General features: G+C 36.0%; 22 protein-coding genes, 1 tRNA gene and 1 other RNA gene. 8 read left to right on the forward strand and 16 right to left on the reverse strand.

Going from position 1 to position 25,750, the window contains the following annotated elements; genetic code table 11:
* Positions 1-2 precede the first annotated feature (2 nt).
* From AC0L6O_RS12470 to trmB, 5 genes are read left to right on the forward strand one after another with little or no spacing between them, the layout of a single operon-like run.
* The gene (locus tag AC0L6O_RS12470) at positions 3-1,700 is read left to right on the forward strand and encodes a TonB-dependent receptor (RefSeq protein ID WP_473302762.1); all 1,698 of its coding nucleotides are present in this window, start codon (positions 3-5) and stop codon (positions 1,698-1,700) included.
* Between the two features lie 18 nt (positions 1,701-1,718).
* Positions 1,719-2,759 carry an HU domain-containing protein gene (locus AC0L6O_RS12475; protein WP_473302763.1) on the forward strand — a complete coding sequence of 347 codons (1,041 nt, stop codon included), beginning with the start codon at positions 1,719-1,721 and terminating at the stop codon, positions 2,757-2,759.
* Entirely contained in the window at positions 2,740-3,672 is a 933-nt protein-coding gene (locus tag AC0L6O_RS12480) for a hypothetical protein (RefSeq protein WP_473302765.1), read from the forward strand. The genes AC0L6O_RS12475 and AC0L6O_RS12480 overlap by 20 nt, the downstream gene beginning before the upstream one ends.
* A 39-nt stretch (positions 3,673-3,711) precedes the next feature.
* Entirely contained in the window at positions 3,712-5,010 is a 1,299-nt protein-coding gene (locus tag AC0L6O_RS12485) for a bifunctional folylpolyglutamate synthase/dihydrofolate synthase (RefSeq protein WP_473302767.1), read from the forward strand.
* A gap of 3 nt (positions 5,011-5,013) precedes the next feature.
* Positions 5,014-5,676, forward strand: coding sequence for a tRNA (guanosine(46)-N7)-methyltransferase TrmB (gene trmB, locus AC0L6O_RS12490; RefSeq protein WP_473302768.1), 663 nt, complete (start codon positions 5,014-5,016; stop codon positions 5,674-5,676).
* A 77-nt stretch (positions 5,677-5,753) separates the two neighbouring features.
* Here the strand turns inward: trmB and gap are convergent, their stop codons facing one another.
* On the reverse strand, positions 5,754-6,764 hold the full coding sequence (gap, locus tag AC0L6O_RS12495) for a type I glyceraldehyde-3-phosphate dehydrogenase (protein ID WP_473302769.1): 1,011 nt from the start codon (positions 6,762-6,764) through the stop codon (positions 5,754-5,756).
* 428 nt (positions 6,765-7,192) lie between these two features.
* Here gap and AC0L6O_RS12500 point away from each other — a divergent pair, with 428 nt between their 5' ends.
* Positions 7,193-8,008 (forward strand): 2,3,4,5-tetrahydropyridine-2,6-dicarboxylate N-succinyltransferase, encoded by an 816-nt coding sequence (locus AC0L6O_RS12500; RefSeq protein ID WP_473302770.1) that lies wholly within the window; start codon positions 7,193-7,195, stop codon positions 8,006-8,008.
* Between the two features lie 519 nt (positions 8,009-8,527).
* Entirely contained in the window at positions 8,528-9,007 is a 480-nt protein-coding gene (locus AC0L6O_RS12505) for a helix-turn-helix domain-containing protein (RefSeq protein ID WP_473302772.1), read from the forward strand.
* 287 nt (positions 9,008-9,294) lie between these two features.
* Here AC0L6O_RS12505 and AC0L6O_RS12510 read toward each other — a convergent pair whose 3' ends face one another.
* The 12 genes from AC0L6O_RS12510 to rsmI all read right to left on the reverse strand — a co-directional run bounded on the left by AC0L6O_RS12510 (position 9,295) and on the right by rsmI (position 21,907).
* On the reverse strand, positions 9,295-10,377 hold the full coding sequence (locus tag AC0L6O_RS12510; protein WP_473302774.1) for a tetratricopeptide repeat protein: 1,083 nt from the start codon (positions 10,375-10,377) through the stop codon (positions 9,295-9,297).
* A gap of 100 nt (positions 10,378-10,477) precedes the next feature.
* On the reverse strand, positions 10,478-13,021 hold the full coding sequence (gene gyrA / locus AC0L6O_RS12515; RefSeq protein ID WP_473302776.1) for a DNA gyrase subunit A: 2,544 nt from the start codon (positions 13,019-13,021) through the stop codon (positions 10,478-10,480).
* Positions 13,022-13,114: 93 nt separating this feature from the next.
* The gene (trmD, locus tag AC0L6O_RS12520; protein ID WP_341225110.1) at positions 13,115-13,798 is read right to left on the reverse strand and encodes a tRNA (guanosine(37)-N1)-methyltransferase TrmD; all 684 of its coding nucleotides are present in this window, start codon (positions 13,796-13,798) and stop codon (positions 13,115-13,117) included.
* Positions 13,799-13,810: 12 nt separating this feature from the next.
* A complete protein-coding gene (gene rimM / locus AC0L6O_RS12525; RefSeq protein WP_473302778.1) occupies positions 13,811-14,341 on the reverse strand; it encodes a ribosome maturation factor RimM in 531 nt (176 codons plus the stop codon).
* A gap of 148 nt (positions 14,342-14,489) precedes the next feature.
* Positions 14,490-15,089, reverse strand: a complete 600-nt coding sequence (locus AC0L6O_RS12530) for a 30S ribosomal protein S16 (protein WP_473302780.1) — start codon at positions 15,087-15,089, stop codon at positions 14,490-14,492.
* Between the two features lie 118 nt (positions 15,090-15,207).
* An RNA gene (rnpB, locus tag AC0L6O_RS12535) (RNase P RNA component class A) lies at positions 15,208-15,593 on the reverse strand.
* Complete coding sequence (locus tag AC0L6O_RS12540) at positions 15,587-17,050, reverse strand: DUF4403 family protein (RefSeq protein WP_473302781.1); 1,464 nt, start codon at positions 17,048-17,050, stop codon at positions 15,587-15,589. The genes rnpB and AC0L6O_RS12540 overlap by 7 nt, the downstream gene beginning before the upstream one ends.
* Complete coding sequence (locus AC0L6O_RS12545) at positions 16,971-17,915, reverse strand: Smr/MutS family protein (protein ID WP_473302783.1); 945 nt, start codon at positions 17,913-17,915, stop codon at positions 16,971-16,973. Before AC0L6O_RS12545 ends, AC0L6O_RS12540 begins: the two co-directional genes overlap by 80 nt.
* 2 nt (positions 17,916-17,917) lie before the next feature.
* Positions 17,918-18,379, reverse strand: a complete 462-nt coding sequence (locus AC0L6O_RS12550; protein WP_473302784.1) for a DUF3291 domain-containing protein — start codon at positions 18,377-18,379, stop codon at positions 17,918-17,920.
* A 3-nt stretch (positions 18,380-18,382) separates the two neighbouring features.
* The gene (locus AC0L6O_RS12555; protein ID WP_473302786.1) at positions 18,383-20,467 is read right to left on the reverse strand and encodes a vWA domain-containing protein; all 2,085 of its coding nucleotides are present in this window, start codon (positions 20,465-20,467) and stop codon (positions 18,383-18,385) included.
* A gap of 13 nt (positions 20,468-20,480) precedes the next feature.
* Positions 20,481-21,227, reverse strand: a complete 747-nt coding sequence (fabG, locus tag AC0L6O_RS12560) for a 3-oxoacyl-[acyl-carrier-protein] reductase (RefSeq protein WP_473302788.1) — start codon at positions 21,225-21,227, stop codon at positions 20,481-20,483.
* Entirely contained in the window at positions 21,224-21,907 is a 684-nt protein-coding gene (gene rsmI, locus AC0L6O_RS12565) for a 16S rRNA (cytidine(1402)-2'-O)-methyltransferase (protein ID WP_473302789.1), read from the reverse strand. The genes fabG and rsmI overlap by 4 nt, the downstream gene beginning before the upstream one ends.
* Before the next feature lie 113 nt (positions 21,908-22,020).
* Here rsmI and AC0L6O_RS12570 point away from each other — a divergent pair, with 113 nt between their 5' ends.
* Positions 22,021-22,155: a hypothetical protein gene (locus tag AC0L6O_RS12570; RefSeq protein WP_473302791.1), complete on the forward strand. Its 135-nt coding sequence runs from the start codon at positions 22,021-22,023 to the stop codon at positions 22,153-22,155.
* Positions 22,156-22,353: 198 nt separating this feature from the next.
* Here AC0L6O_RS12570 and AC0L6O_RS12575 read toward each other — a convergent pair whose 3' ends face one another.
* The 3 genes from AC0L6O_RS12575 to AC0L6O_RS12585 all read right to left on the reverse strand — a co-directional run bounded on the left by AC0L6O_RS12575 (position 22,354) and on the right by AC0L6O_RS12585 (position 25,740).
* Entirely contained in the window at positions 22,354-22,584 is a 231-nt protein-coding gene (locus AC0L6O_RS12575; RefSeq protein ID WP_473302792.1) for a 4a-hydroxytetrahydrobiopterin dehydratase, read from the reverse strand.
* Positions 22,585-22,659: 75 nt separating this feature from the next.
* Positions 22,660-22,744: transfer RNA gene (locus AC0L6O_RS12580), tRNA-Ser, on the reverse strand.
* Positions 22,745-22,914: 170 nt separating this feature from the next.
* The gene (locus AC0L6O_RS12585) at positions 22,915-25,740 is read right to left on the reverse strand and encodes a PD-(D/E)XK nuclease family protein (protein ID WP_473302794.1); all 2,826 of its coding nucleotides are present in this window, start codon (positions 25,738-25,740) and stop codon (positions 22,915-22,917) included.
* Between the last annotated feature and the right edge of the window lie 10 nt (positions 25,741-25,750).

Here is a 25,750-nt window from a genome sequence, read left to right on the forward strand (position 1 = left end):
AGATGAAGTTTAATTCGTATAAAATAGTGCTTTTAATACTTTTGAGTATACCTGCTTGGTCTCAAAACAAAGGAATAGGTGATGAAGAAATCACTATTACCAAAGAAAGAAGCGTTGAGTTACAAAAAGCAAATAGGGTTTTTGAAAAGATTCCGACAGAGGAAAAGACACCTACCAAAAGGAAAATGGCTTATACTTTTTTTGAAAAAAAGCCAGTAGGCATAGAAGAAGTAGAGTTTACGCCAAATATAGTTTCTCCGGTTGATGACAATAAAAGAGGGAGAACGCAAAGCTCTGGCTATCCTAATTATTTTAAGGTGGGAGCTGGAAATTTTGGAAGATTCTATGCGGAGACTTTTATTAATTCAGACCAAAGTCAAAACTTAGTTTTTGGCGTTCATGGTTTACATAATTCTGCCAAAAGAGGACCAATAGACGGTCAAAATTCTGGAATTAATGTTAGCCAGATTAAAGTAGATGGAAAATATAATTCAAACGGTTTTGAGCTTAAGGGTAATTTAGGTTACGAGTTTAGGAAGTACCATTTCTTTGGATATGATACCACTATTAACTTCAGACCGGAGGACTTTAAAGAGCAAATTAAGCAAACTTTAAATATTGTAAATTTTGGTGTTACACTTCAAAATACAAATGCAAATTCTATTATTGATTATTCGATAAAAACTAACCTTAGAAACTTAAGTGATAATTATGAGGCTAAGGAACTAGAATGGGGAACCCAGTTCAATGCAACTTTCCCTATAATTGAAAATACGGTAACAGCCATGATAGAAGGAGAGGCTTATTTAACTAATAGGACAGATTCTTGGGGGGGAAGTGAAGTGAAAAAAAGAAATTTATTCAGAGTAACTCCTTCTTTTAATCTAGACTTTAATCAATTTAATGCTAAGCTCGGCTTTAAAGCAGTCAATGAATATGATCAAGTTACTGAAGTCAATAAAACTAAAGGCTTTCCGACGGTAACCCTGACGTATAAAACACCTGGTTTATATTACTTCTTTGCAGGTTATGATGGTGATATTATTAGAAATACCCTTGGATCTATGCTGGATGAAAATGCTTGGCTTAAACCAGAGGTATCTATATTAAACACCACAAAAGACCAAGAGTATTTTATAGGTAGCCGAGGTGATTTATTTTCAGGTTTGAATTATAATTTCAAAGCTTCTTATGGCAAGTTTACTGGGCTATATTACTTTAATATTTCATCAGATAACAATGACACCGAAGCTTTAAGCAAATATGATATTTCCTATGATAATAACCAGTCAGACTTTGTTAATATATCAGCGGAATTAAATTACCAGCCAAAAGAATTTTGGAGAACTAATTTAACAGCTGATTATTGGTACTACGAAACTTCTGAAGATTATACTAAGCCTTACCATAGACCATCTTTTGAAGGGCGATTAGGAAATACTTTTGTCATTTCAGAGAAAATAGTCTCGAATATTGATTTTTACTATATTGGAAGTACATTCGCAATAGACCCTTTTACCAAAGAAGATGTTAAACTACCTGCCATTACAGATTTAAATGCAGAATTTACCTATCTTTTTAGCGAGCAATTTGCGTTTTTTGTAAAACTGAATAATATAATTGGAAAAAATTACCAGCGATTCTATAATTACCCACAGCAAGGTTTAAACTTTCTTGTAGGAATTAATGTCTCTTTATAAAAATTAGGCTTTCTATAAATGATAAACTTTGATAAGCACTTAAAAGAATTATTATATGAAGAAGATTTCTTCATAATTCCTAGCTTAGGTGCCTTTATTGCCTCTTTTACACAAGCCGAAATTACGGATGGGGGACAGTTGATAGAACCGACTAAGTCTTTTGACTTTAATGGACTTTTACATGCTGACGACAATGATAAGTTTATAAATTATATAAAGGAGAAAGAAAATATATCCAAAGGTGAGGTCATAGACCAATTGAAAAACTACTTGTTACGTTTTAAAAGTGGTTTAAACGATAACGGCAAAATGATTTTGGCAGATGTATGTGCCATTACAGTTTCAGACCAAGGATATTTAGAAGGTAAATTTAATCCTGAGCTTAACTTTTATACCAAACCAAGCTTTTCGGAACCAGTGGTTCCAATTTCTACTTCTCAAAAAATTCAGGAAGAGATAAGTCAATATCCACAAGTACAAGGTGAAGAACTTACTGAAGAAGAAGAAAACACAGAATATACAGGTGATTTAGAATATGAGGAAGAAAATCATAACAAATGGCTGAAATATTTACTCTATTTGCTTCCTTTATTATTGATTTTTGGAGCCTTATACTACGTTATTCTTTATAAACCATTTGAGACAAAAACTACTATAGCAGGTGAGGGGCAGCAAGAAAATTTGGCAATAGAACAATCGGCAGAGGCTAAACCAGATTCTATATATATTGATGCCAACGGTGAAATTGATGAAAATGTGAATCCTCAAGACGTAGTAGATGAGATAAAACAGGGCTTAGAAGAGCAAAAGGGAACAGCTAGGTTGAAAAGATTTGAAGTTTCCGCTGGTCTATTTGATTTAAAAGAAAACGCCGAAAAACTCGTTAAGAGAATGGGAGATGCGGGGTTTGATGCAGAAATAAAGTTAGTTAATGGCATGAGAAGAGTATATGTTCCCGTTAATGGAATAGAGGCTGCTGAAGCGATGTCAAACAGAATAGAACAATTTACCGGAGATAAATCCGTTTATTTTGACGAGAATGGAATTAGTAATAGATAATAAAGAACACCAAAAGAAAGCACTGATGATCAGTGGCGGACTTTATATTTTATGTTTAGCTGCCTTACTTTTTTTTAAAATTTTGTATGAGCCAGCTGAAGAGCCTATAGCTATGGGTGTAGATTTAAACTATGGCTTAGATTTAACAGGCTATGGCGATATTCAAACTACAAATAAGGCAAATGCCTCCAGAAATAACTACGACGTAAAACCTGCTGATAAAGCAGATGCTCAAAAGGCTGTAAGCAAACCACAGCCTGCTACACCGCAACCTACCACTAAACCGGCACCTAAAAGTACACCTCAAAAAGCAACACCAGTTATTACATCAGAGGCGGAGAAGTCTCCGGTGGTAATGAAAAAGACACCTACCAAAACTACTTCTAAACCTGCTAGTACTGCTCCTTCAAGACCAGCACCAGCAGCTAAGCCAGCGGCTCCAGCCAGAAGTGTAGATACAGGTTCAGTAATGAAAAAGTCTGGTTCGGGTAGTAACTCTAATGGAACTACAGGTACTAGAGACGGCATAGGAGGAAATAGTAATGGAGATGGAGCACCAGGAACGGTAGGTGACCAAGGAGACCCAAGAGGTACACCAGATGGCAAAAGCCTTTATGGAAACCCAGGCTCAGGTGGGTCAGGAAGTTCTATTTCTGGATTAAGTGGCTGGAACAAAAAAGCCTTAAATCCTCCTAAAGATTCTTCCTCAGAAACAGGAACAATCATATTTGGTGTAACAGTAGATGATAGAGGTGATGTTATTTCCATTCAGGTAAAACGCTCTACTGTGAGCCCTAGTGTTACTAACTATTACAAGTCATATATCCAGCGTAGTTTAAGCCGTTCTCTTTCTCCTCAAGGAACACCTCCTAAAAGGTCAAGCGGAACAATTACTATTAATATTACCAATTAGGTTAAAGGCTTAGTATTTTTGCGAACATTTTTCGCATAGATGAATTACCAAGAAACCGTTCAATATTTGTATGCCCAGTTACCTGCATTCCAAAATGCAGGGGCAAAAGCCTTAAAACCAACCTTAGCAAATATTACTTCTTTCTGTTCTTATTTGGGTAATCCCCAAGACAATTTCAAAGCTATTCATGTGGCCGGAACTAACGGCAAAGGGAGTTCATCTCACATGTTAGCATCGATATTTCAAGAAGCTGGTTATAAAACTGGTCTTTATACTTCGCCCCATTTAAAAGATTTTAGAGAACGCTTTAGAATTAATGGTGATTTAGTTAGTCAAAAGTCTGTCATAAATTTTGTAGAAGAACATCAAGAATACATCTCAAATCTTAAGCCTTCATTTTTTGAAGTAACAGTAGCCATGGCCTTTGATTTTTTTTCAAAGGAAGATGTTGATATAGCTATCATTGAAACCGGCTTAGGTGGTCGCTTAGATTCTACTAATATTATCAATCCCATTTTATCACTCATCACCAACATTGGCTTAGATCATACAGATGTACTTGGTGACACCTTAGAAAAAATAGCGTTTGAAAAAGCAGGAATTATAAAAGAACAAGTGCCTGTAGTTATTTCGGAAAGACAAGCAGAGACAAGTCCAGTCTTTAAAGACGTAGCTTTAGTCAGAAATTCCGAACTTATCTATGCTCAAGACCTATATCAGGTATACCAAGAGAAAGGCTTCGAATTAATAACTAAATACCTAGTTGAGTGTTTTACTAATTCTACAAAAGAAGAGTATGATTTGGACTTACGGGGTACTTACCAAAAGAATAATTTAATAGGAGTCTTAGCAGCTATTCAAGTTATTAACAAGAGTACATCTTTTAACATTAGCAAACGTGCTATTAGCAATGGCCTTAACAATGTAATTAGCAACACTGGTCTAAAAGGAAGATGGCAAAAGCTTTCTGAAAGTCCTTTAACAATTTGTGATACTGGCCATAACGGCCATGCATTTAGTTTTTTAAAGGATTATATATCAGTACTTAACGCTTCTAATATTCACTTTGTATTGGGCTTCGCAGCAGATAAAGATTTAGAAACGACACTTGGAATACTGCCTAAATCGTGTAATTATTATTTATCCGCCTTTAATTCACCGCGTTCTAAGACTAAAGAAGAACTTAATAGCATTGCTATTTATTTTAACATTACTAAAGTAGCTTGTTTTGACAATGTTAACGCAGCAATACAGGCAGCCACGGTAAAAGCAAAACCAGGAGATTTCATATATATAGGAGGCAGCACATATTTAGTTGCCGAAATAGAAAATTTATAAACAGTGTCTAGAAGAAAACGACATCGATTTCAGCATAATCAGGAAGCCAGAAATGTCATAGAAAAAGGTAAACCACTTTATGATACCATTAAAGGGAAGTGGAATGAAGTACATTTTGAAAAAGCACAGCCTTTAGTCTTAGAGCTAGCATGCGGAAAGGGAGAATACACGGTTGGTTTGGCTGAAAATATTCCTGATAAAAACTTTATCGGAATTGATATCAAGGGTGATAGAATAGCTCGGGGAAGTAAAAGAGCTCTAGATAAAGGATTGACAAATGCCTCTTTCCTTAGAACTGGGATTCAATATTTGGATGAGTTTTTTGAAGATAAGGAGGTTCATGAAATATGGCTTATACACCCTGACCCTCAGCCTAGTGAGAAGCAAGAGAAAAAGCGTTTGACTAATCAACACTTCCTTAATATTTATAAAAAGTATTTAAGAAAAGACGGTTTATTTCGTTTAAAGACTGACAGCCCTTTTCTGTATGAGTATAGCCTGGAGATGCTAAAGAACGATCCTGATTTTGAGGTATTGACTTATACCAATGACCTATACAATTCCCCATTATTACAAGAGCATTATGGTATTCAAACTCATTATGAGCAGCTTTGGGTAGAAAAAGGGTATACCATTAACTACATAACTGCCAGGCTGAAAGTTTAATTAGCACCTTAGCATTCATAGAAAAGCCCCATCGTTAAAATTAACAATGGGGCTTTTAGTATTTAAGTGCTTATCTCTTACTTCTGGATAAGACCAGCGAAATATTGAACAGTTCTCACTAATTGAGAAACGTAAGACATTTCGTTATCATACCAGCTAACAGTTTTAACTAATTGCGTATCGCCAATAGTTTGAACCTTAGTTTGCGTAGCATCAAATAAAGAACCGTAGCTAATTCCGATGATATCAGAACTTACAATTGGGTCTTCAGTATAACCGTAGCTATCATCAGAAGCAGCTTTCATAACAGCGTTAACTTCGTCAGCTGTTACTTTCTTATCTAATACTGTAAATAATTCTGTTAAAGACCCTGTGATAGTAGGTACACGCTGAGCAGCACCATCTAAAACACCATTTAATTCAGGAAGTACTTTACCAATTGCTTTTGCAGCTCCAGTAGTATTAGGAACAATGTTTTCAGCAGCAGCTCTTGCTCTTCTTAAATCTTTTGGATGAGGACCATCTTGCGTATTTTGGTCGTTTGTATAGGCGTGAATCGTGGTCATTAAACCAGTTTTGATTCCGAAAGCATCATTTAATGCTTTGGCCATAGGAGCAAGACAGTTAGTAGTACAAGATGCACCAGAAATAATAGTCTCAGTTCCGTCAAGTGTTTTATGGTTAACACCAAAAACAATCATCTTAACATCACCAGTAGCTGGAGCAGAAATAACTACTCTTTTAGCACCTGCTTTAATGTGAGCAGAAGCTTTTTCATCAGAAGCAAAGAAACCTGTACACTCTAAAACTACGTCTACATCATGGTTAGCCCATGGAATTTGAGACGGGTCTCTTTGAGAATATATGTTTATTTCGTCACCGTTAACGATGATACTTTTATCTGTAGCAGTAACCTCTTGTCCAAAACGTCCCTGAGCTGTGTCATACTTAAGCAAATGTGCTAAACTTGCAGGATCTGTCAAATCGTTTATCGCAACGATGTCAATCCCTTTCATGTCATAAATCTGGCGATAGACTAATCTTCCGATTCTTCCAAAACCATTAATAGCAACTTTAATGTCATTCATTTCTTATCGTAATTTTATGGTAAATGATATACAAAAATAGCACTTTAAATCTATAAGAATAGTGTTCTCCAAAAGTGTCAAGTAGTTAGTGAAATAGTACAATTTATTAGGCTTGATCAACTACCCCTCAATGATGCTAATTTAAATAGCATCCGTAACTGTAATCCCGCTTTGTTAATGTGGGCTAGGGGAGTGACCCTCCTCCTTAATCCGCGTTCAGCATATCTCTGTCGTATTCTATCTCATTTATCAAATTTCTTATTAGTTTTGTTTTTAAGGAAATCCAAATATTCTTTGGTCAGAAATAAGTCGAAAACGAGAAAATAATTTTACTCAGTTTCACGGATTGTAAATGACTAGTAAACAGTTTTTTGAGGTTTTATTGTTTAAGTTTTACTTTATTAGGAAATATTATAGAAACTATTAGAATGACAGAAAAAAAAGAATTGATTTTAAGTGCTTGGGATGATAGAGAGTTACTTAAGAAAGAAGAAGTAAAAGAGGCCGTCAATTGGGTGGTGGAAGAAGTAGATAAAGGTAGATTGAGAGTGGCTGAGCCCGTAGATGGAGCTTGGGTTACTAATGAATGGGTCAAAAAAGCCATTATTTTGTATTTCCCTTTAAGAAAAATGGTCCCTCAAGAGGTTGGCATTTTCGAATTCCATGATAAAATGGATTTGAAAACTAATTACGCTGAGCAAGGTGTTAGAGTTGTGCCTCCAGCTGTAGCTCGCTATGGTGCATATTTAGCTCCAGGAACTATACTTATGCCATCTTATGTAAATATTGGTGCATATGTAGATGCGGGAACAATGGTAGACACTTGGGCAACCGTAGGTAGCTGTGCTCAAATTGGAAAAAATGTACATTTAAGTGGTGGAGTTGGAATTGGTGGTGTATTAGAGCCAGCTCAAGCATCTCCGGTCATCATAGAAGACGGGGCTTTTATAGGTTCTAGGTGTATAGTGGTTGAAGGTGTACATATTGGGAAAAGAGCCGTTTTAGGTGCTGGTGTAACTATTACCAAGAGTTCAAAGATAATCGATGTTACAGGAAGTGAGCCAGTTGTTTATAAAGGATTTGTACCTGATGACTCTGTAGTAATACCTGGGACAATTCCTAAATCGTTTCCTTCAGGTGAATATCAAGTACCATGTGCCTTAATAATAGGAAAGCGTAAAGCAAGTACAGACCTTAAAACGTCATTAAATGATGCTTTAAGAGAAAACGACATAGCTGTTTAAGTTCGAAGTGTATTGTACTAGCCCTTAGGTGGGTAATAAATAGAAAAACCTCGCTGTAATAAGCGGGGTTTTTCTATTTCTCGAAATTAAAAAGCTTCAGCTCCTTAATTATTGTATTTATAGGAAAGCACTATAAGTCATTGGAACCCCAAAAGACTTGCTGTTTGTGATACAAAGATATGTAAATTATATATTAACTTCCAAGCATGTATTACAAATAAGTTTAATTTTTAATGAAAAATATGCTGACTTGATTCTAGATCGCCAACCCCTGAAGTGATACATTTCTTGAATATAGCTGAAAAATATTAAAATATAAACTACTGTTTAAGAGTGTAATATGAATTTTGTGCTTTAAGATACACACTGTCGAAACTTTACTAAACAATTGTAAACAACGCACAATCGAAATAATTAACAATAGTAAATTATATAGTTTGGGTTTGTAAATTTTATGCTTTACATTTGTAAATAAATAGAGAAGTATGTAGCCTTTAATTGTTAATCAAAGAGTAAAAAATGGAAAAGAAAAGTATAGAATTAAATGAAAAAATCAAGCAAATAGCAGAGCACCTAGGCTACACGAGTTCACGCTTTGCTGATCATACTGGCATTAGCAGACCTGTAATGAGCCACCTTTTTGCTAGTAGAAATAAAGCAAGCTTAGATATTATACAACGAATACTTATAAAGTTTCCAGACCTAGGAATCGATTGGACTTTTGATGGTAATCATCTTGATAAACAATTGCTAAATAAAATAGCAGAACAAGGGAGTGTGTCTTCTGACTCTAATGCCATAGCCGACAATGTACCTAAAAAAAGCATTGTAAAAATTGTAATCTGTCATACCGGGGAAACTTTTACCGATTATGAGTCAGCTGGACTAAGTGAGGCCCTGATGGCCAGCGAGCCGCATAAAGATTCCTCTGGTGAGCCTATAGATAAGATTATGGTATTTTATAATGATGGCACTTTACAGGAGTTTAAACCTGCTTAAAATACTTAGAATAGATTTCGTTTGTATGATTTAGATATATGCTAGTCATAGGTGTACTTTTACTTACATAGATAATTCTTTATACTTAAAACTAATCTTATAGTTAATGTAATGGCTTAAGTTTTTGTGTAACGAGTTTTGCCATTGAATAATACTAAATACGATATTTTCAATTATTCATGAAAGTTATATAATATATATTATGTTAAATAGAGTTATATGAGAAAAGGCTATACATATTTGTATAGCCTTTTCTCTCTAAGATATTATGAATAATCTAACCCAAACTATTTACACTGTGTAAGTACATTATTTAGGCTTTTTAGATTTTCCTCTATTTCAGCAGTACCAGGTTTGATTCTATCGCAAGCATCAAAATACGGTTTAGCTTGTCTAAACTGCTCACAAGCCTTAGCTTCAATAGCTGCACCTTCTTTCTGATAAGTTTTCATATCCATTGCATCTACTTCCTTTTTAATCTCAACGGCATCATTGAAGTAAAACACTGCAAGGTTAAAGTTACAGTCATAGTTATCCGGATCCATTTCCAATACCTTTGAATAAATATCTAAGGCTTTCTGATTTTCTTCTTGATTGTCATAAAGAATCCCAAGATTCAAAAGGTTGTTAGTATTAGTTGGGTCTGAAGCTACAAGGTTCTCCATATCTCCTACTGCCTCATCTAACATTTCGTTTTTGATGTAAGTATTGATAAGCTCACCTTGAATGTCTTTATCACCAGTATCTGCTACACCTCTTTTAAGCCAATTAATAGCTTCTTCAAGGTTACCTTTTTCTTTTTCAATTACACTTAATGTGTAATAAGAAGCTGCATCTCTACCATTAGCAACATCGATATACTGTGTAAATGCCTTAACAGCATCGTCATAATTTCCAAGTTGATTTGAAACAATACCAGCATAAAATGTTGATAATGTATCAGCTGGCTGTACTTCCATCCCAATTAGGAATAATTCAACAGCCTTTTCCAAGGCCCCTACATTATAGTGGGCTACTCCTTGATTCATAACAGCACTGTACATTAAATCGCCGGTCATAACAGCTTTAATGTCTTCAGTATTATCTCCATCTGTATCTAGCTCTTGTGCTTTATGGATGGCATCCCAAGCCTTTTTTGCAGAGGTAGAGTCTTTACCACAAGACGTAGTATAATTAGCATATCCTTCTGCCAATCTAATCCATGTAGTTGGTTTTAATCCTCTTTTAGCATGTTCTGAACTTTTCAACATTGGCTTAAGAAGGTTCTCTTGAGTTTGACACTGTGCGTCATTTGCCAAGTCCATTACACTCTGTGCTTGAGAAAGCTGAGCAGTTACAAGGAATGACAATGCAAAAACTATTTTTTTCATCTAGGTTTATTTAATTTATCACTTTATTTATTTGTCCTTTTGACATGAAACCCATCAAATAGTTTACATGTTAATCGGGATTTAACACCATTTTAACAATTTATTCTTCTGTAGGAGGAGTCTCTACAGTGCCCTCTCCTTCTTCAGGATTCAGCTCATCATCCTCAATCTCATCTTCTTTCACTATTTGAGTAACGGATGCTATAGCATCTTTATCATTTAGCTTAATAAGTCTAACACCTTGGGTAGCTCTTCCCATTACTCTTAGGTCAGAAACACTCATTCTTATCGCAATTCCCTTAACGGTAATTATCATAAGGTCATCCTCATCGGTTACCTCCTTAATTGCTACAAGTTTTCCTGTTTTCTCTGTAATGTTCAAGGCTTTAACACCTTTAGCACCTCTTGATGTTATTCTGTATTCATCAATATTAGAACGCTTTCCGTAACCATTTTCAGATACCACCATTAACTGAGTATCTTCTCGGCTTACCGTTACCATTCCTATAGCACTATCGCCTTCGGCTAATTTGATACCCCTAACACCGCTTGCTCCCCTACCCATTGGTCTGGCAGCAGTCTCATGGAATCTTACAGCTTTACCAGCACTAGCGGCAATAATAATGTAATCGTTACCATTCGTCAATGAAACATCCAATAACTGATCATCATCTTTAATATTTATCGCAATAATACCATTGACACGTGGTCTAGAGTATTGCTCCAATAAAGTTTTCTTCACGGTACCATTTTTAGTACACATGATGATGTAGTTATTCTTGATATAATCTTCGTCTACAAGAGTTTTGACATTTAAAACTGCCCTTACTCTGTCATCCGATTCAATATTAATCAAGTTTTGAATAGCTCTACCTTTTGCAGTTTTGCTACCTTCAGGCACTTCAAATACTCTTAACCAATATAGTTTTCCTTTCTCTGTGAAGAATAAAAGGTAATTATGATTAGTGGCAGAGAAAAGGTGCTCCGTATAGTCTGTATCTTTAGTCTTTACAGCTCTAGAGCCTACTCCTCCTCTATTTTGAGTTCTATATTCTTGAAGAGCAGTTCTTTTTACGTAACCTTCATTAGAAACAGTCACCAACATTTCATCATCAGGAATCATATCCTCAATGTTGAAATCGCCACCTGCCATTTCAATTCTAGATCTACGCTCATCACCATATTTGGCTTTGATATCTTCTAAGTCTTCAATAACTAATTCTTCTTTCACTGTTTCAGAAGCAAGAATTTCATTAAGCCTATCCATCAATTTCTTGATTTCTTCGTACTCAGCTATGATCTTATCTCTTTCAAGACCAGTCAAACGCTGTAAACGCATGTCTAGGATAGCCTTCGCTTGAATCTCAGAAAGCTCAAACTTAGTAATCAAACCAGTTTTAGCTTCGTCAGGATCTTTAGATTTTCTGATTAAAGCAATTACCTCATCTAAATTGTCTAAGGCAATAAGTAATCCCTGTAAGATGTGAGCACGCTTTTCAGCTTCTCTTAATTCATATTCAGTTCTTCTAGTAATTACCTCAATTCTATGTGTCACATAGTGCACAATCATGTCTTTCAAATTCAGCGTATAAGGTCTGCCTTTTACCAAAGCCACGTTATTAATACTGAATGAAGACTGTAATTGAGTGTATTTATAAAGGTTATTAAGAACTACGTTGGGAACGGCATCTCTTTTAAGATCATAAACCACACGCAAACCATCTCTATCAGACTCGTCACGCATGTCAGAAATACCTTCAATTTTCTTGTCATTGATAAGGGCCGCTGTTTTTTCAATCATATTGGCCTTATTGACCATATATGGAATTTCAGTAACAACAATTTGCTCCTTACCTGTTTTAGTTTGCTCAAAGTTAGCAACCGAACGAATCACAATTCGGCCACGTCCTGTTTCAAAGGCTGATTTAACCCCAGAGTAACCATAAATGATTCCACCTGTAGGAAAGTCTGGAGCCTTTATGTGCTCCATAAGACCTTCAATTTCAATGTCTTTATTTTCAATGTAAGCCTTGATACCATCAACTACCTCTGTTAGATTATGAGGTGCCATGTTTGTGGCCATACCTACCGCAATCCCAGAAGTTCCGTTTAATAATAAATTCGGAATTCTAGCCGGAAGTACAGATGGCTCTGTTAAGGAGTCATCGAAGTTACCTTGATAATCAACGGTTTCTTTGTTGATATCAGCAAGCATTTCTTCGGCTATTCGCATTAAGCGAGCCTCCGTATAACGCATTGCTGCCGGAGAGTCACCATCCACCGAGCCAAAGTTACCCTGCCCATCAACCAACGGATATCTTAAGGACCAAGGTTGGGCCATTCGAACCATGGTGTCATAAACGGAAGAGTCACCGTGTGGGTGATACTTTCCTAAAACCTCCCCAACAATACGGGCAGATTTCTTATGAGCTCTATTATGATAAACGCCTAGTTCAGACATACCGTAAAGTACACGACGGTGAACTGGCTTAAAACCATCTCTTACATCAGGAAGAGCTCGCGAAATAATTACAGACATTGAATAATCAATGTATGCACTTCGCATTTCGTCTTCAATATTGATGGGAATAATATTTCCTTTCGGACTTGATTCTGGAATTGGATTATCGTTTTCCTCTGCCATAAATTAGTTTGTGAAGAACATTAGGTTAATAGATTCTTGGAAGTGAATTTTTCACTCTTTTCTAATTCCAAAAATAACTTTTTTTGACCTGTTTTACAATGTTTTTTTATACAAATCTGGACGTCGCTCTTTGGTTCTTTCCAAAGCTTTTTCTGTTCGCCAGTCTTCAATCAATTTAAAGTTACCAGAAAGCAATACTTCTGGTACTTTAACTCCCTTAAAATCAGCAGGTCTTGTATAAACTGGCGGCGATAACAGACCGTCTTGAAAGGAGTCTGTCAGTGCAGATGTTTCGTCATTCATAGCACCAGGAACTAAACGAATTATTGCATCTGAAAGCACTGCAGCCGGAATCTCTCCCCCACTCAGTACATAGTCCCCTATGGAGATTTCTCTGGTAATGTATTTTTCTCTTACTCTTTCATCAATTCCTTTGTAATGTCCACAGACTATCATCAGGTTTTCTGATAAGGAAAGTGTATTGGTCATTTGCTGTTGCAGCAATTCTCCATCTGGCGTCATGTAGATTACTTCGTCGTATTTCCTTTCCGACTTAAGGTGTTCAATGGCGTCTACAAGAGGCTCCATCATCATCACCATACCTGCACCCCCACCAAAAGCGTAGTCATCTATCTGACGGCTTTTGCCAATGCCAAAATCTCTAAGATCTACAATGTTGACACTTACAGTTCCAGCATCCATTGCTCTCTTAACAATAGAAGTAGAAAAAAAGCCTTCTAATAAGGCTGGTAAACAGGTAATTATATCAATTCTCATAGAGTGTGAATGTTAATTCTCTGTGTATATCTCTATTAGCCCCTCTGGAAGATTGACATTTAGGATATTATTATCTCGTTCAATCTTTTTCACAATATCATCAGATATTGGTACTAAGACCTCAGTTCCTTCAATTTCAAAAGCAATTAAATCTTGACCAGCACCTTCATACACCTTTGTTATTACACCAATAATCTCACCTGTCTTTTCTTCTTTCAATTGAAATCCGGGCAATTCATGATAATAAAATGTCTTGTCATCCAAAACCGGTAAATTATCAATAGGTAAGTAAACCTCACAATTGATAATACTTTCTGTTTCTTCAATGGTCTCCATATCCTCAAACTTGGCAATGGATTTTTTCCCACGAATTTGTAAGTTTTCAAAAAAGTAAGGAACCAGCTCTCCGTTTTCTTCTAAAAAAACAGACTCCATGTTTTCGTAAAGTTCTGGTACGTCCACATCCATCCATAATATTACCTCACCCTTCAAACCATGCGGCTTGGTGATTTTACCGAGGAAATAGCACTCTTCTTTTGTCATAATTATATTGGAAGATTTCTAATGTAAATTTCTATTATTTATTCTTTTCATCCTAGCACTAAGAGAGGCATTAAATACCTGATGCCTGTAAAAAAAGAAAATCCTCGCTTTTGGGGCGAGGATTCTCAATAATAGAATTCTTTATGAATTACTCTTTATCAGCTTCTGGAGCTTCTGCAGCAGGTGCTTCTTCTGTAGCAGCCTCAGCTGTTTCTTCTACAGCTTCTTCAACCTTAGGGGCAGCAGCAGCTAATTTAGCAGCTGCTTCAGCTTCAGCAGCAGCTATAAGTGCTTGCTCAGCTTCAGCTCTTTTTGCTAGAATACCTTCTTTCTTCTTAGTTTCAGCAGCTAGAGCAGCTTTCTTGATATCAGCCTTACCTGTTGCAAGCTTAGCTATTCTTTCTTCTCTTGACTTAGCTTTTGCTTCAACCCAAGCAGTATGCTTTGCATCAGCATCTTCTTGAGATATAGCACCTTTCTCAACTCCTACTTGAAGGTGTTTCTGGTACATCAATCCTTCTACAGAAAGAATTTTTCTTGTGGTATCTGTAGGTAAAGCACCTACCATTAACCAATGTAAAGCTCTTTCGTTGTTTAATACTAATCCTGCTGGAGTAACATTAGGGTTATACTGACCCAATTTCTCAATGAACTTACCATCACGTGGTGCTCTTGCATCCGCTACTACGATATCGTAAATTGCTCTTTTCTTACGTCCGTGTCTAGCTAATCTGATTTTAACAGCCATATTTAAATGTTTGTGAGGGAACCCGTCCCTCGGTTATTTTTTGGACTGCAAAAGTACAAATTATTATTCTATAAAAATAAATTCACTCAAATATTTTAAGTGAATATTAAAATCTAAAAAAAGAAATAAGCCTATAAGCCGAATTCTGTATCTTGATTGCTCAAAACTCTTATCATTTATCTAGGATTTGAATCGCTTCAAACCTCTAACGATTTACCCATCCTGACAGCCCGAAGGCATTCTACCGAGTCAGTAGAAATTCAGAACTTATTTAATCTTTCAGCTCATGAGGTTTACATTGCCACGGACATTACTGCCAATGCGGTGAGCTCTTACCTCCCCTTTTCACCCTTACCAAACCGAGGCTTGGCGGTATACTTTCTGCTGCACTTGCTGTAAATAAGCGGTTGCCCACTTACCCCCTACCTGTTAGGTAGCATGATGCTCTATGCTGTTCGGACTTTCCTCTCCCTTATTCTAGGCAGCGATAAGACGGCTTATTTCTTCGGTGCAAAGCTAGTTAATTTTACTTCTAAATTTCCAGATGCTGTGACAGTAGTCATCAAACCTTCTGATTTTAAATATACAGCACCAGCCGAAATGTCTTTCAATTTTCCTTTAAGACTCAAACCACTCTTAAATTCAGAATTAAGGAGGTCGTTAATGGAGCTTTTGGCTCCATTAAAAATTGGGTCAACTGGTATTCCGAAACTGTCTTCTATCTGCCTAGCAAAGCTTCCTGACATTAACCAAGATGCTGTTTTGACAAGTAAACTTTTCGTTTTAATATCGAAATCAATATTCTTTAAGATAATTTCTCGCTTCTTTTCATCATAAACAGGGTCGCCAGTTAAAAAGATAGTTCCTTTCATATCTCCTATGGTATTGACCTGAATAATTACCTTATTATCCTTTCCTCCATAAATTCTTAAGCCCGTAATTTCAATTTCTTTTCCACTAGAAATGGTCATTTTTTTACCAATGAACATTCCTTTGGCAATTTTCTCAGCTTCATTAAACGTGACCAAATTATACAGATGAATTCCAAAACCTTCTGGTAAAGTTTTAGCAAATTTGATTGGCGGTAGCTCTGTAGAAACATTGACAGATTTATTAGCCTTACCAACACTGGAATTTACAATTGCCTTTATGGCTACAGAAGTATTTATGCTATTATTATCAAAATTAAGAGCCGTCATGAGCACATCCTGAGGAATTACTTGTAACCATAGGTTATACTCCGAAGAAAGATTGACAGGTGCCTTTATATTATTCCAAACTTTAAGTACTGGGCTCACTAAATCAATTTCTTCAGAAATTTTGGTATCAATAAGTCTTGCTATGGTTCCTTGATAATTATCAATAATACCACCTACTATGCTAGTAATAGGAACTGTAAAACCTCCCAAAGTTAATTTTGGTTGAGTTACCCATTCAAAACCTTCTGCATTAGTGACGGATTTGAGCTTCCAGTCGGCTGCTATAAAAGGTTTTGACGTGAAGTTGGCTATTATTTCAAACTCCGTACTTGGCGTTTGAGTCATACCTAATATTTTGACACGCTTTTCAACCCAAATCTTTAAAGGAACCTTAAACTCAAAAACACCATCACCACGATGTTTGAACTTTAAGTCATCGTTTTTCCAAATTTTATATTTGAGGTCATCTTCCGAAAAAGAGTCGTCATCATAAATCAGGCCTTTGAAATTTTGATTCACCTGCTTTTCCACTTCCCTTAAATCTATGTTTAAAGGCACAGTAAGATAAGATACCTTATTGCTAAGACTATCTAAACCAGCAGAACTATATGTTTCTGAGGGGGCTTCTGCAGTATGCTTTTTACCACAAGCCGTTAATAATACTAGGCTAATAAATAAAAGACTATGGCTTAAAGTGAACCAACGTGGCCCCGTATCCAAATTTCTCTTTTTGTGCCTCTTTAAACCATTCCACTTGTTCATGAGATGCTAAGTGTTTGTGTATAAAATTTTTAAGATGACCGTTTCCTACACCGTGAATAACAGTTAATTCCACTAAGTTTTCTGCTACTGCGATATCAATCTTCTTTGTGAAATAACTCTTCTGCTTATTAAAGATTACGTCAGGATTGTCAGATTGGATTTCTAATTTTTCAGCATGAAGGTCAAATACCTCTGTCTTATTAAAGGCATAAACATCATAAAAAGGACTTTCTGGCTTTGGTAACTCTACTTGCTCTTCTTTAGGAGCCAAAGAGATAGTTCTCAGAAAACCAGTTCTTTCTGAAAACGGGAAGTTCATCTTGTTTTTGAAAAGATTAGTAGCCTTTAGTTTGAACTCAATAGTTCTTAATGGCTCATTTGGTTTTTCCTTTTCAAAGAAAACTAGGTCCATTTTCCATTTTGACCAACTTTCAAAATCTTCTTTCTTCAAATCTTCATAGATTCTTGTTTCAGATTCTGAAGCACAATTTCCTGAAACAAAATTTAAAAACTCACCATTCTTGCTCAAAGAAAGAACAAATGAGATTTCTTTTGAAGTTTCATTTATAAAATATGGCCTTAGCAGGAAGTCGTTAATTTGGTCAAAAGCGATAGAAACTTGATTTTTATAAACCCTGTTTCTTTCAATAATACGCTCCATTGCTTCTTCAGACTTTTTGGTCTCAGAAACATTGAAATACTCTTTTTCTGCTTCTGCCACTATAACCAACTCAGAAGCCATGGTGGGCAACTCAAAACCATCGGTAGTCTCTATATCAATGAAATCACCTTTGATTTTGACTACAATGCCCTCTTCTGAAGAGCGAAGCATTCTAACCCTATCTCCTATCTTAAATGTTGCCATGTTTAATTTTTGTTTGATTCCGGTTTTGGAAATTGATTTCTAAAATCGAAAGCTAAATCCGAAGGACCGTTTTCTTGAAGGTACTTTATTTTGGCCACAGCCTCTTCTACTGTTGGAAATTCTCCTTCTTTAATCCACCACATAGCCGTATTAACTTTTCCGTATGTCTTAAACCACTCTTTACGTCTTTTAAGAAAATCAGTATGAAATGATTTATAAACGTAATTCATGAGAGAATCTACATCTTCCCAAACAGAAATATTGATAATAACTTGCTCGTCGTTAAATGGATTTAAAGCTGTGGCGTTGTTAGATTCATCTTTTAATCGCCAGACAAAACCCTTGCTTTCTTCAGCTAATAAGTTGACAGCATCTAAGTTGTCAACAAATTCCTTCATAATAGGGTCATTAATATCGACGCCTTTTATACGCCCAACATTAATTTCTGCTAATTGATAATTCATGTCTTAGTATGTACCGAAATACTTTCTGAAACCCCACTCTAAACTAGCTAACAGTAATAATAGCGGTAAAAGCCATTTGAGGTTGATGATTTCTTGAAGGTCTTCTGTATTAATAAGTTTGGAAGGGGCTTTGTCGCTATTTAAAGCAGCGGATAAATCACCAATTTGGTCGGATTTATAAAACTTCCCACCATTTTTAGAGGCTAAAGTGCGTAAGAAATCAAAGTCAGCCGTGGTATTGATAAACTCTAAATCTTTGTCTTTCACCACAAACTGTCCTTTGCTAGTATTCCTTTTTCCTAAGATAACAGCGTCAGCTTCAAAATTATAAACACCTGGCTCTAAATCGGAGAGCTCAAAAGTGGAATTATCCTCTGTCACTTGATAATTGAAACTTTTAGCATATCCAGGCCCTTTAATGTTTAAATTCACTTCAACGTCGTAGATTTTCTCGTACAAATCATCATACGCTTCTGTTACAAAAACGGCTGATTCGTCAATGTCAACTTCGTTTTGAGAACTATATACTCTCAACTTTGCTCTATCTTCTTTTACTGAAATAAGCTGTAAGGTCTTAAGGATATAATCATCTACTGCTTCATGATTTTCATTCATGAAATACTCTTCCATACGCCACTGCCAAATTCCTTCTGCTGCTAATACGGCTGCCTTTCTATTGACATTTGTATTTACCATTAATAACGGTCTATCAGTTAAGACACTACCCACTTTTTGATAAAGTATAATGTCTACTCCAGGGAATGTTCTATAGTCCCCAAAAGGAGTGATAACAGGCGGCAATTTTGAAATGACTTCTCTTTTAGATTCTTCTGAAATAAACCTTCCAAAAGAATTGTTAAAGGATGCAGTTACCTTATCCGTTTTACCAGATTGCCCAGAAATTCCAACAACTTCTTGCATACCATTAAAGCGACTTAAATCACTTTGAGCACCTAAAATAAAGAAGGTCGGTTTCATTTTTGATAATAACCTAGTGGCTATGTCATTTGATAAACCTTTGGTGTCAGGCATCTGATGCAATATCAGAATATCAAACTCTTTACTTAAAATTTCTGCAGGAGTTGTTGTTTGAGTCAAGGCCACAGTCAATTCAAAAAGTGAATTTTTCTCAATAATAGCTTTAAGAGCCTTAATGTCGGGATGTGGGGTGAGTCCTACTAAAAGTACTTTTTCTTTACCATCAACTACGTCAATAATGACATCTCGGTAATTGTTCCTTGTATTGCTTTCGCCTTCTAAAGGTAAAAGTTGGAGCGAATAACGCTGTTTACCTATATCAGAGGCATTTATTTTAAATGAGATGGTCTTAAAATCATCATCTGAATTAAAAGCAACAATTTTCCTTTCTAGAATCTCTTGGTCTTTTCTAATTAAAAGTGTGGTGCTTCTGCCACTAAAAAGATTAGCCTGAATATCAATCTCAATAGGAAATGAATTTCCGAGGTAGGCTAGTTTATTAGCTTTTAGCCCTTTGATGGCTAAATCTCGCTTTACAGTACTGTCTCCTAAACCCAAAGCGTCCACTTGAAAAGGAAAAGGTCTTGCCAATGGAGATAAACCAGCATTGGCTATTCCGTCGGATACTAAAACTACTTTTTTAAGGTTCTGTCCGCTAAACTCTTCATTGATGCTTCTGAAGAAACTACCAAAGTCGGTTTTTTTAGCATTAAAATTTAATGAATCAAAAGCATTTAGGCGTTCAGAAGAGCTCAATAGCCTTACTTCTGTATCATAGTTAGAATCTGACAAACCATCATAAAGGTTTTCTAAACTCTGCTTTAAAGTCTCTAAAGCCTCTTTTCCCAAATCTTTCATGGAACCAGAATCATCAATTCCTAAAACTAAAATAGGTTTGAGTGTTCTGGTGGCATTTGACCGCAAAAGCGGATTTAAAAGCAGAAAGCAAATTAATGAAACCAACAAAGCTCGTCCTGCAGATAATGCCCAATTAGCATTTTTACTTAAAGTAGTTTTCTTAGAATATAAGAGCCAAGCGTAGGCAATACCCACAGCTAAGCATACTAAAACAAACCAAAAAGGATCCTGAAAAACGAGCTTTGAATTCATTAATTAGCGATTATTACATAACCATTCCGCCATCTACCACTAAGGTTTGACCGGTAATGTATGTTGACATATCTGATGCTAAGAAGACACATGCATTTGCTATGTCGCTGCCTTGTCCTGCTCTTTTAAGCGGAATACCTGCGAGCCATGTTTTAAGACTTTCTGGGTCAAGGGCGTCTGTCATTTCTGTTTCTATAAAACCTGGGGCAATAGCATTACACCTTACTCCTCTAGAACCTAGTTCTTTGGCTACAGACTTGGTTAAACCTAAAATACCTGCTTTAGAAGCAGAATAGTTTACCTGTCCAGCATTACCCGTAAGACCTACTACCGATGTCATATTGATAATAGAACCACTTCTAGCCTTCAACATAGGTCTGGTGATGGCCTTTGTTAAATTGAAAATAGATTTCAAATTAACTCGTATAACATCATCCCAGTGATCTTCAGTCATTCTCATAAGAAGGTTATCTCTGGTGATTCCCGCATTATTGATTAGGACATCTATTTTTCCAAAATCTGCAATTACGTTAGCTATTAGCTCTTCGGCAGCTTTAAAATCAGAAGCATCTGAACGGTAGCCTTTCACTTTTACACCTTCTACAGCCAATTCTTTTTCAAGAGCTTCACCTTTTTCTACACTAGATAAATAAGTAAACGCCACATCGGCACCTTGTTTTACAAATTCTCTGGCAATGCTATTACCAATTCCTCTTGATGCACCAGTAATTAGGGCTACTTTACCTTTTAATAAGCTCATTTAGATTTTTTTCTGTTTAAACCTTCTACAATTATAACAATCTCTCCTTTTATGGAGCGGTCAGCAAAATTAGCAAGAATTTCGGATAATGTTCCACGTACATTCTCTTCATGAATTTTTGTCAATTCCCGAGAAACGCAAGCTCTTCTTTCAGAGCCAAATAGGGCAATAAATTCATTCAAACACTTTAGAAGTCGGTGTGGAGATTCATAGAATATCATGGTTCTAGGCTCTTCCGCTAAACTGTCTAATTTAGTTTTTCTCCCTTTTTTAGGAGGAAGAAAACCTTCAAACACAAAAGAATCAGAAGGTAAACCAGAATTAACAAGGGCTGGAACAAATGCTGTAGCACCTGGCAGACACTCTACCGTAATATCATTTTCAATACAAGCTCTCACTAATAAAAAGCCTGGGTCTGATATGGCTGGCGTACCCGCATCAGAAATTAAAGAAATGGTATTACCCTCTTTTAAATTCTTAATGACATTATCAAGTTGCTTATGCTCATTAAAGATATGAAAGCTCTGCATGGGTCTTTTAATCTCCAAGTGTTTCAAGAGAATGCCCGACTTGCGAGTATCCTCGGCCAAAATCAAATCAGAGCTTTCTAGCACTTTAATGGCTCTAAGGGTTATGTCTTCCAAATTACCTATTGGTGTAGGCACAATTTTTAGTGGCATATATCCTGCTTTAAGAAGTAAATTAAACTTTTTTTATACAATTCTATAGTTTTCAATGTTTTAGGCAAAGTTTTTGAAATAAGCTAGATATTCTAACCATAATAGCCAATAACATGATCATTTTAACACTAACCACTTTAGGCCTTATCATTTTACTTCTTACTAAGTTAAAAGGAGAACAAGGACTTACCGCTCCTAAGAGCTATGTAACAAAGTTAAGAACAAGGCCAAGGTCTTCAAATTACTAAATACACTTAGCTCAACTGTGTGGAAAGCACCTTTAGGGCTACATTACTGTGTCTTTTCTGAGATAAACCACTATTATAACACTCTTGAAGACATAACTTCAAGATGTTTTTCTCCCGAAATTAAAAGTCGCTCTCCAGCGACTTTTAACATTTAATCCACTTTCCTCTTTTTCGTATATTGGTTATCAACATTTTAACTTATAAAATGTTATCAATTTCTTTTGCCAATTCATGGTCTTTCTCAGTCACTTTATTGCCTGCACTGTGTGTAGAAAGACTTATATTCACTTTATTCCATTCGTTATCCCATGTTGGATGATGGCCCATTTTTTCAGCAGCCAAAGCCACCCTTGCCATAAACGCAAAAGCCTCACTAAAGTCTTTAAATGTAAATGACCTGCTAAGTTTATCATCTTTCTCTTCCCACATAATAACTGTTGTTTATTTATAGAAACGAAAATACAAAAAAAAAGCCTTTCCAGTTTCCTGAAAAGGCTTTCGAAGCAGAGAGAGAGGGATTCGAACCCCCGGACCTGTAACAGTCAATAGTTTTCAAGACTACCGCATTCGACCGCTCTGCCATCTCTCTGTTTTAACTCTGAATCTTTCGGTTATTCAGAATTGAGGTGCAAAGGTATTTTTTCAATTTGACATTGTCAAGTGTTATGAAGAAGTTTTTTCTTAAATATTTCAACATTTTAACCTATCTAATTGATAAATAATATATTGACTCATAAAATAAATTTTAAAGTTTTTCACTTACCTATGACAAATGGTTTTGAACGAGCAATACTCGCATACTTTAAGGTCAGATGTTTGTTCAAAAGGCACATCTGAATTCAATAACTCTTCTACCAATTCTTCAAAAGCCGTCTCCGTGGCCTTAATAATTTCTCCCTTCTCAAATTCTTTTAAGCCTTGAAAATTCCCTAAATCTCTAAAAGAATACATTCCAGGGCTAATTTCTGTATTGGCAGGAATGGCGAAACCATTTATTGACGACACTCGCTCTAGTTCTTTATAAATCAAATATTTATATACTACCAACTGTCTGAATTTTGACCTATCAGGATGCTGGAAAGTTTCTAGAAGTGAGCTCTTTGCCTTTAGATTTAATTCTCCAGATTTAATCCCTCCAGTTTTAAAATCAATAAGCATAAGGCTATTATCCTCCAATTCTATGCTGTCAATTTTACCATTGATAAAATAAGATATGAGTTCATCTCCTATCTTGAGATTGAGGTTATGAACAAACTTATCTTCAACAGATAAAACCAAACGGTCTTTTCCATCAAAAATACACTTCTCATAATATTGAAGTAACAAGTTCTCAGCCATCTTCCTATATATGAGGTTAATACCAGTTTCTACTTGGTATCCTTCAAAATGCTTTTTGAAAACCCTATCTAAGACCCAAGGGATAGCTGCTTTTACCTTTGGCTTTAGCTCAGCTGGTATTAATGTTTTTAATTGAATTACCTCTTCTGAGATAATCTCAATACTCTCATGTATCCAGTTTCCAAAAGCATTAGCCGCAAAAGTCTCTTCAATCTCATCCGATTCTTCTAGTCCTAGAATTTTAGAGTAGTAAAACATCAGCGAGCAGCTATAATACTGGGATATGGAAGAAACCGATAAGCCCTTCTTAGCTAGATAAGCTTTGATTAACTCTCTAGTAGTTTCATTTTTCTGAATACTTATGGAAGGTATACCCTCTTCATTTTCAGCCTTCTTAAACTCTACTAGCTTCTTCTCTATTTTAATCAATGGATTCTCTTTTGCAAGGTTTTCCATTAACTGTAGTACAAATCTACTGGGGTCTTTACTCCCTCCTATGCCTGTGGACTTGGCATTGGTAAATATTATATCCACTTTTTTAGCCCGCATAAGCAAACGATAAAAGTGATAAGCCATGATAGAATCTTGGTCATTAAAAACAGGCATTCCGTGAGCGATACAAGCTTCATAAGGAATCAATGAGTTGTTTTTGCTTGACGCTGGAATAATTCCTTCATTAAATGAAAAAAGCACTACATGGTCAAAATCCAAACAACGAGTCTCCAGCAAACTCATGATTTGTAAAGGAGCAATGGGTTCACCCGTAAAAGGAACTCGCTCTAACTTAGAAAGCTCTTTGAGCAAAAGTTTGATGGAAAGGATACTAAGGTCTGCATGTTTTCCTAATTCATCTTGAAGCCTATTTAAAACCGAATAAAACAACATGAAGAATTCTTTCTCCATACTGTCTAAATCTTCAAAAATCTGTTCTCTGAGATGTTCTGTAATACTTTTAAGACCTTGAATTGCCTTTTGTGCATCATTATTCCACGAGGTAAAAAGAGCTTTAAGTAGCCCTTCGTCTTTCACAAAAGTGCTCATTTCCCTTTCCGAAACGTATACCTGATTTTTATTTATGATGTCCTGCTTTTTTGCCGAAAATGGATTTTTCGAATCAAAAACTTTGACCTCATATCTTTTAATAAGTGGGTCGGTGAGAATGCGTTGAATAAAGGCATGACTAAACCTGGTACCAGTATTTGATTGAAAAGCACCAATACCTTGAAGTTCAAATATGGTATTAATTAAAGCAGAAAGCTTGGATTGGCCCATACCCAAACCCATGGTAATGTTATACTCCTCTACCTCATTTCCCATGGAAAACAGTAAAGGCTGAATAAGATTTTCGTCAGGAACTACAAAGACCGTGTTTTGGTCTGTCAAAAACTCGGCTCCCACTTTTGCTTGTAAAGAGTTAAATGGAGACTCAAAAATATTAATCTCTTTCTCGGTGGTTTGCAGTAACTTTTTTGGCTCATTCCATTCACCAAAAGGTTTGTTCTTTCTATAATTTCTTAAAACATCGCCAGCTTGATGTTTAGTGTTCATAAACCATTCATCAGTATCCCAGAAGCAAGTCGCCATCTTGTTATCTACAAGCGTGCTTATGATTTTCTCTTCCGATTTACTTAAGGCATTTAAGCCAATAAAATAGAAATGTCGATATCCCAAATCGGCGTCCACTATCTGCTCTAAATCTTCCGCTACTAACCTGTAAGCCATGCCTCTATATGCCTTTTTATTAAGTCGTTTTCTAAACTCAAAATAGACTTTTTTAAGGTTATCATATAGTTCAAAATAAGCATGCGTTTGAGCCGTGGTTTCAATCGCCTTTTCACTATCGGGTTGCCAACGATTCAAAGCTTCAGCCTCGCTCATGTAATCAAAGAGCCCCTCTACATCCTGTACCAAATACTGGTCAATAATATCAAAGTCTTTTAAAACGGTGGGTGCCCAAGTGATGAATTCCTCAAACTTTACAGACTTGTCAAATAATTTATAGCACTCAAACAAATCAAAGATAAGCGATACTTGGTCGGAGATTTGGAGACCTGATAGATTACAGACAAAATCATCTATCGCAAATACTTTTGGCGATATAAAAGGTGTTTCGGATAAATTAGCCAATTCCTTTTTAAAGAAGAACGTGGCCCTCCTACTTGGTAAGACCACACAAACATCTTTTAGTTCGTTTAGTTTATTAGCTTTAAATACTGATTCTGCGGATTCGGAAAGGAAACTTGTCATTATATGGTTT

It is taken from the genome of Arcticibacterium sp. GJ41-1 (genome assembly GCF_055808875.1).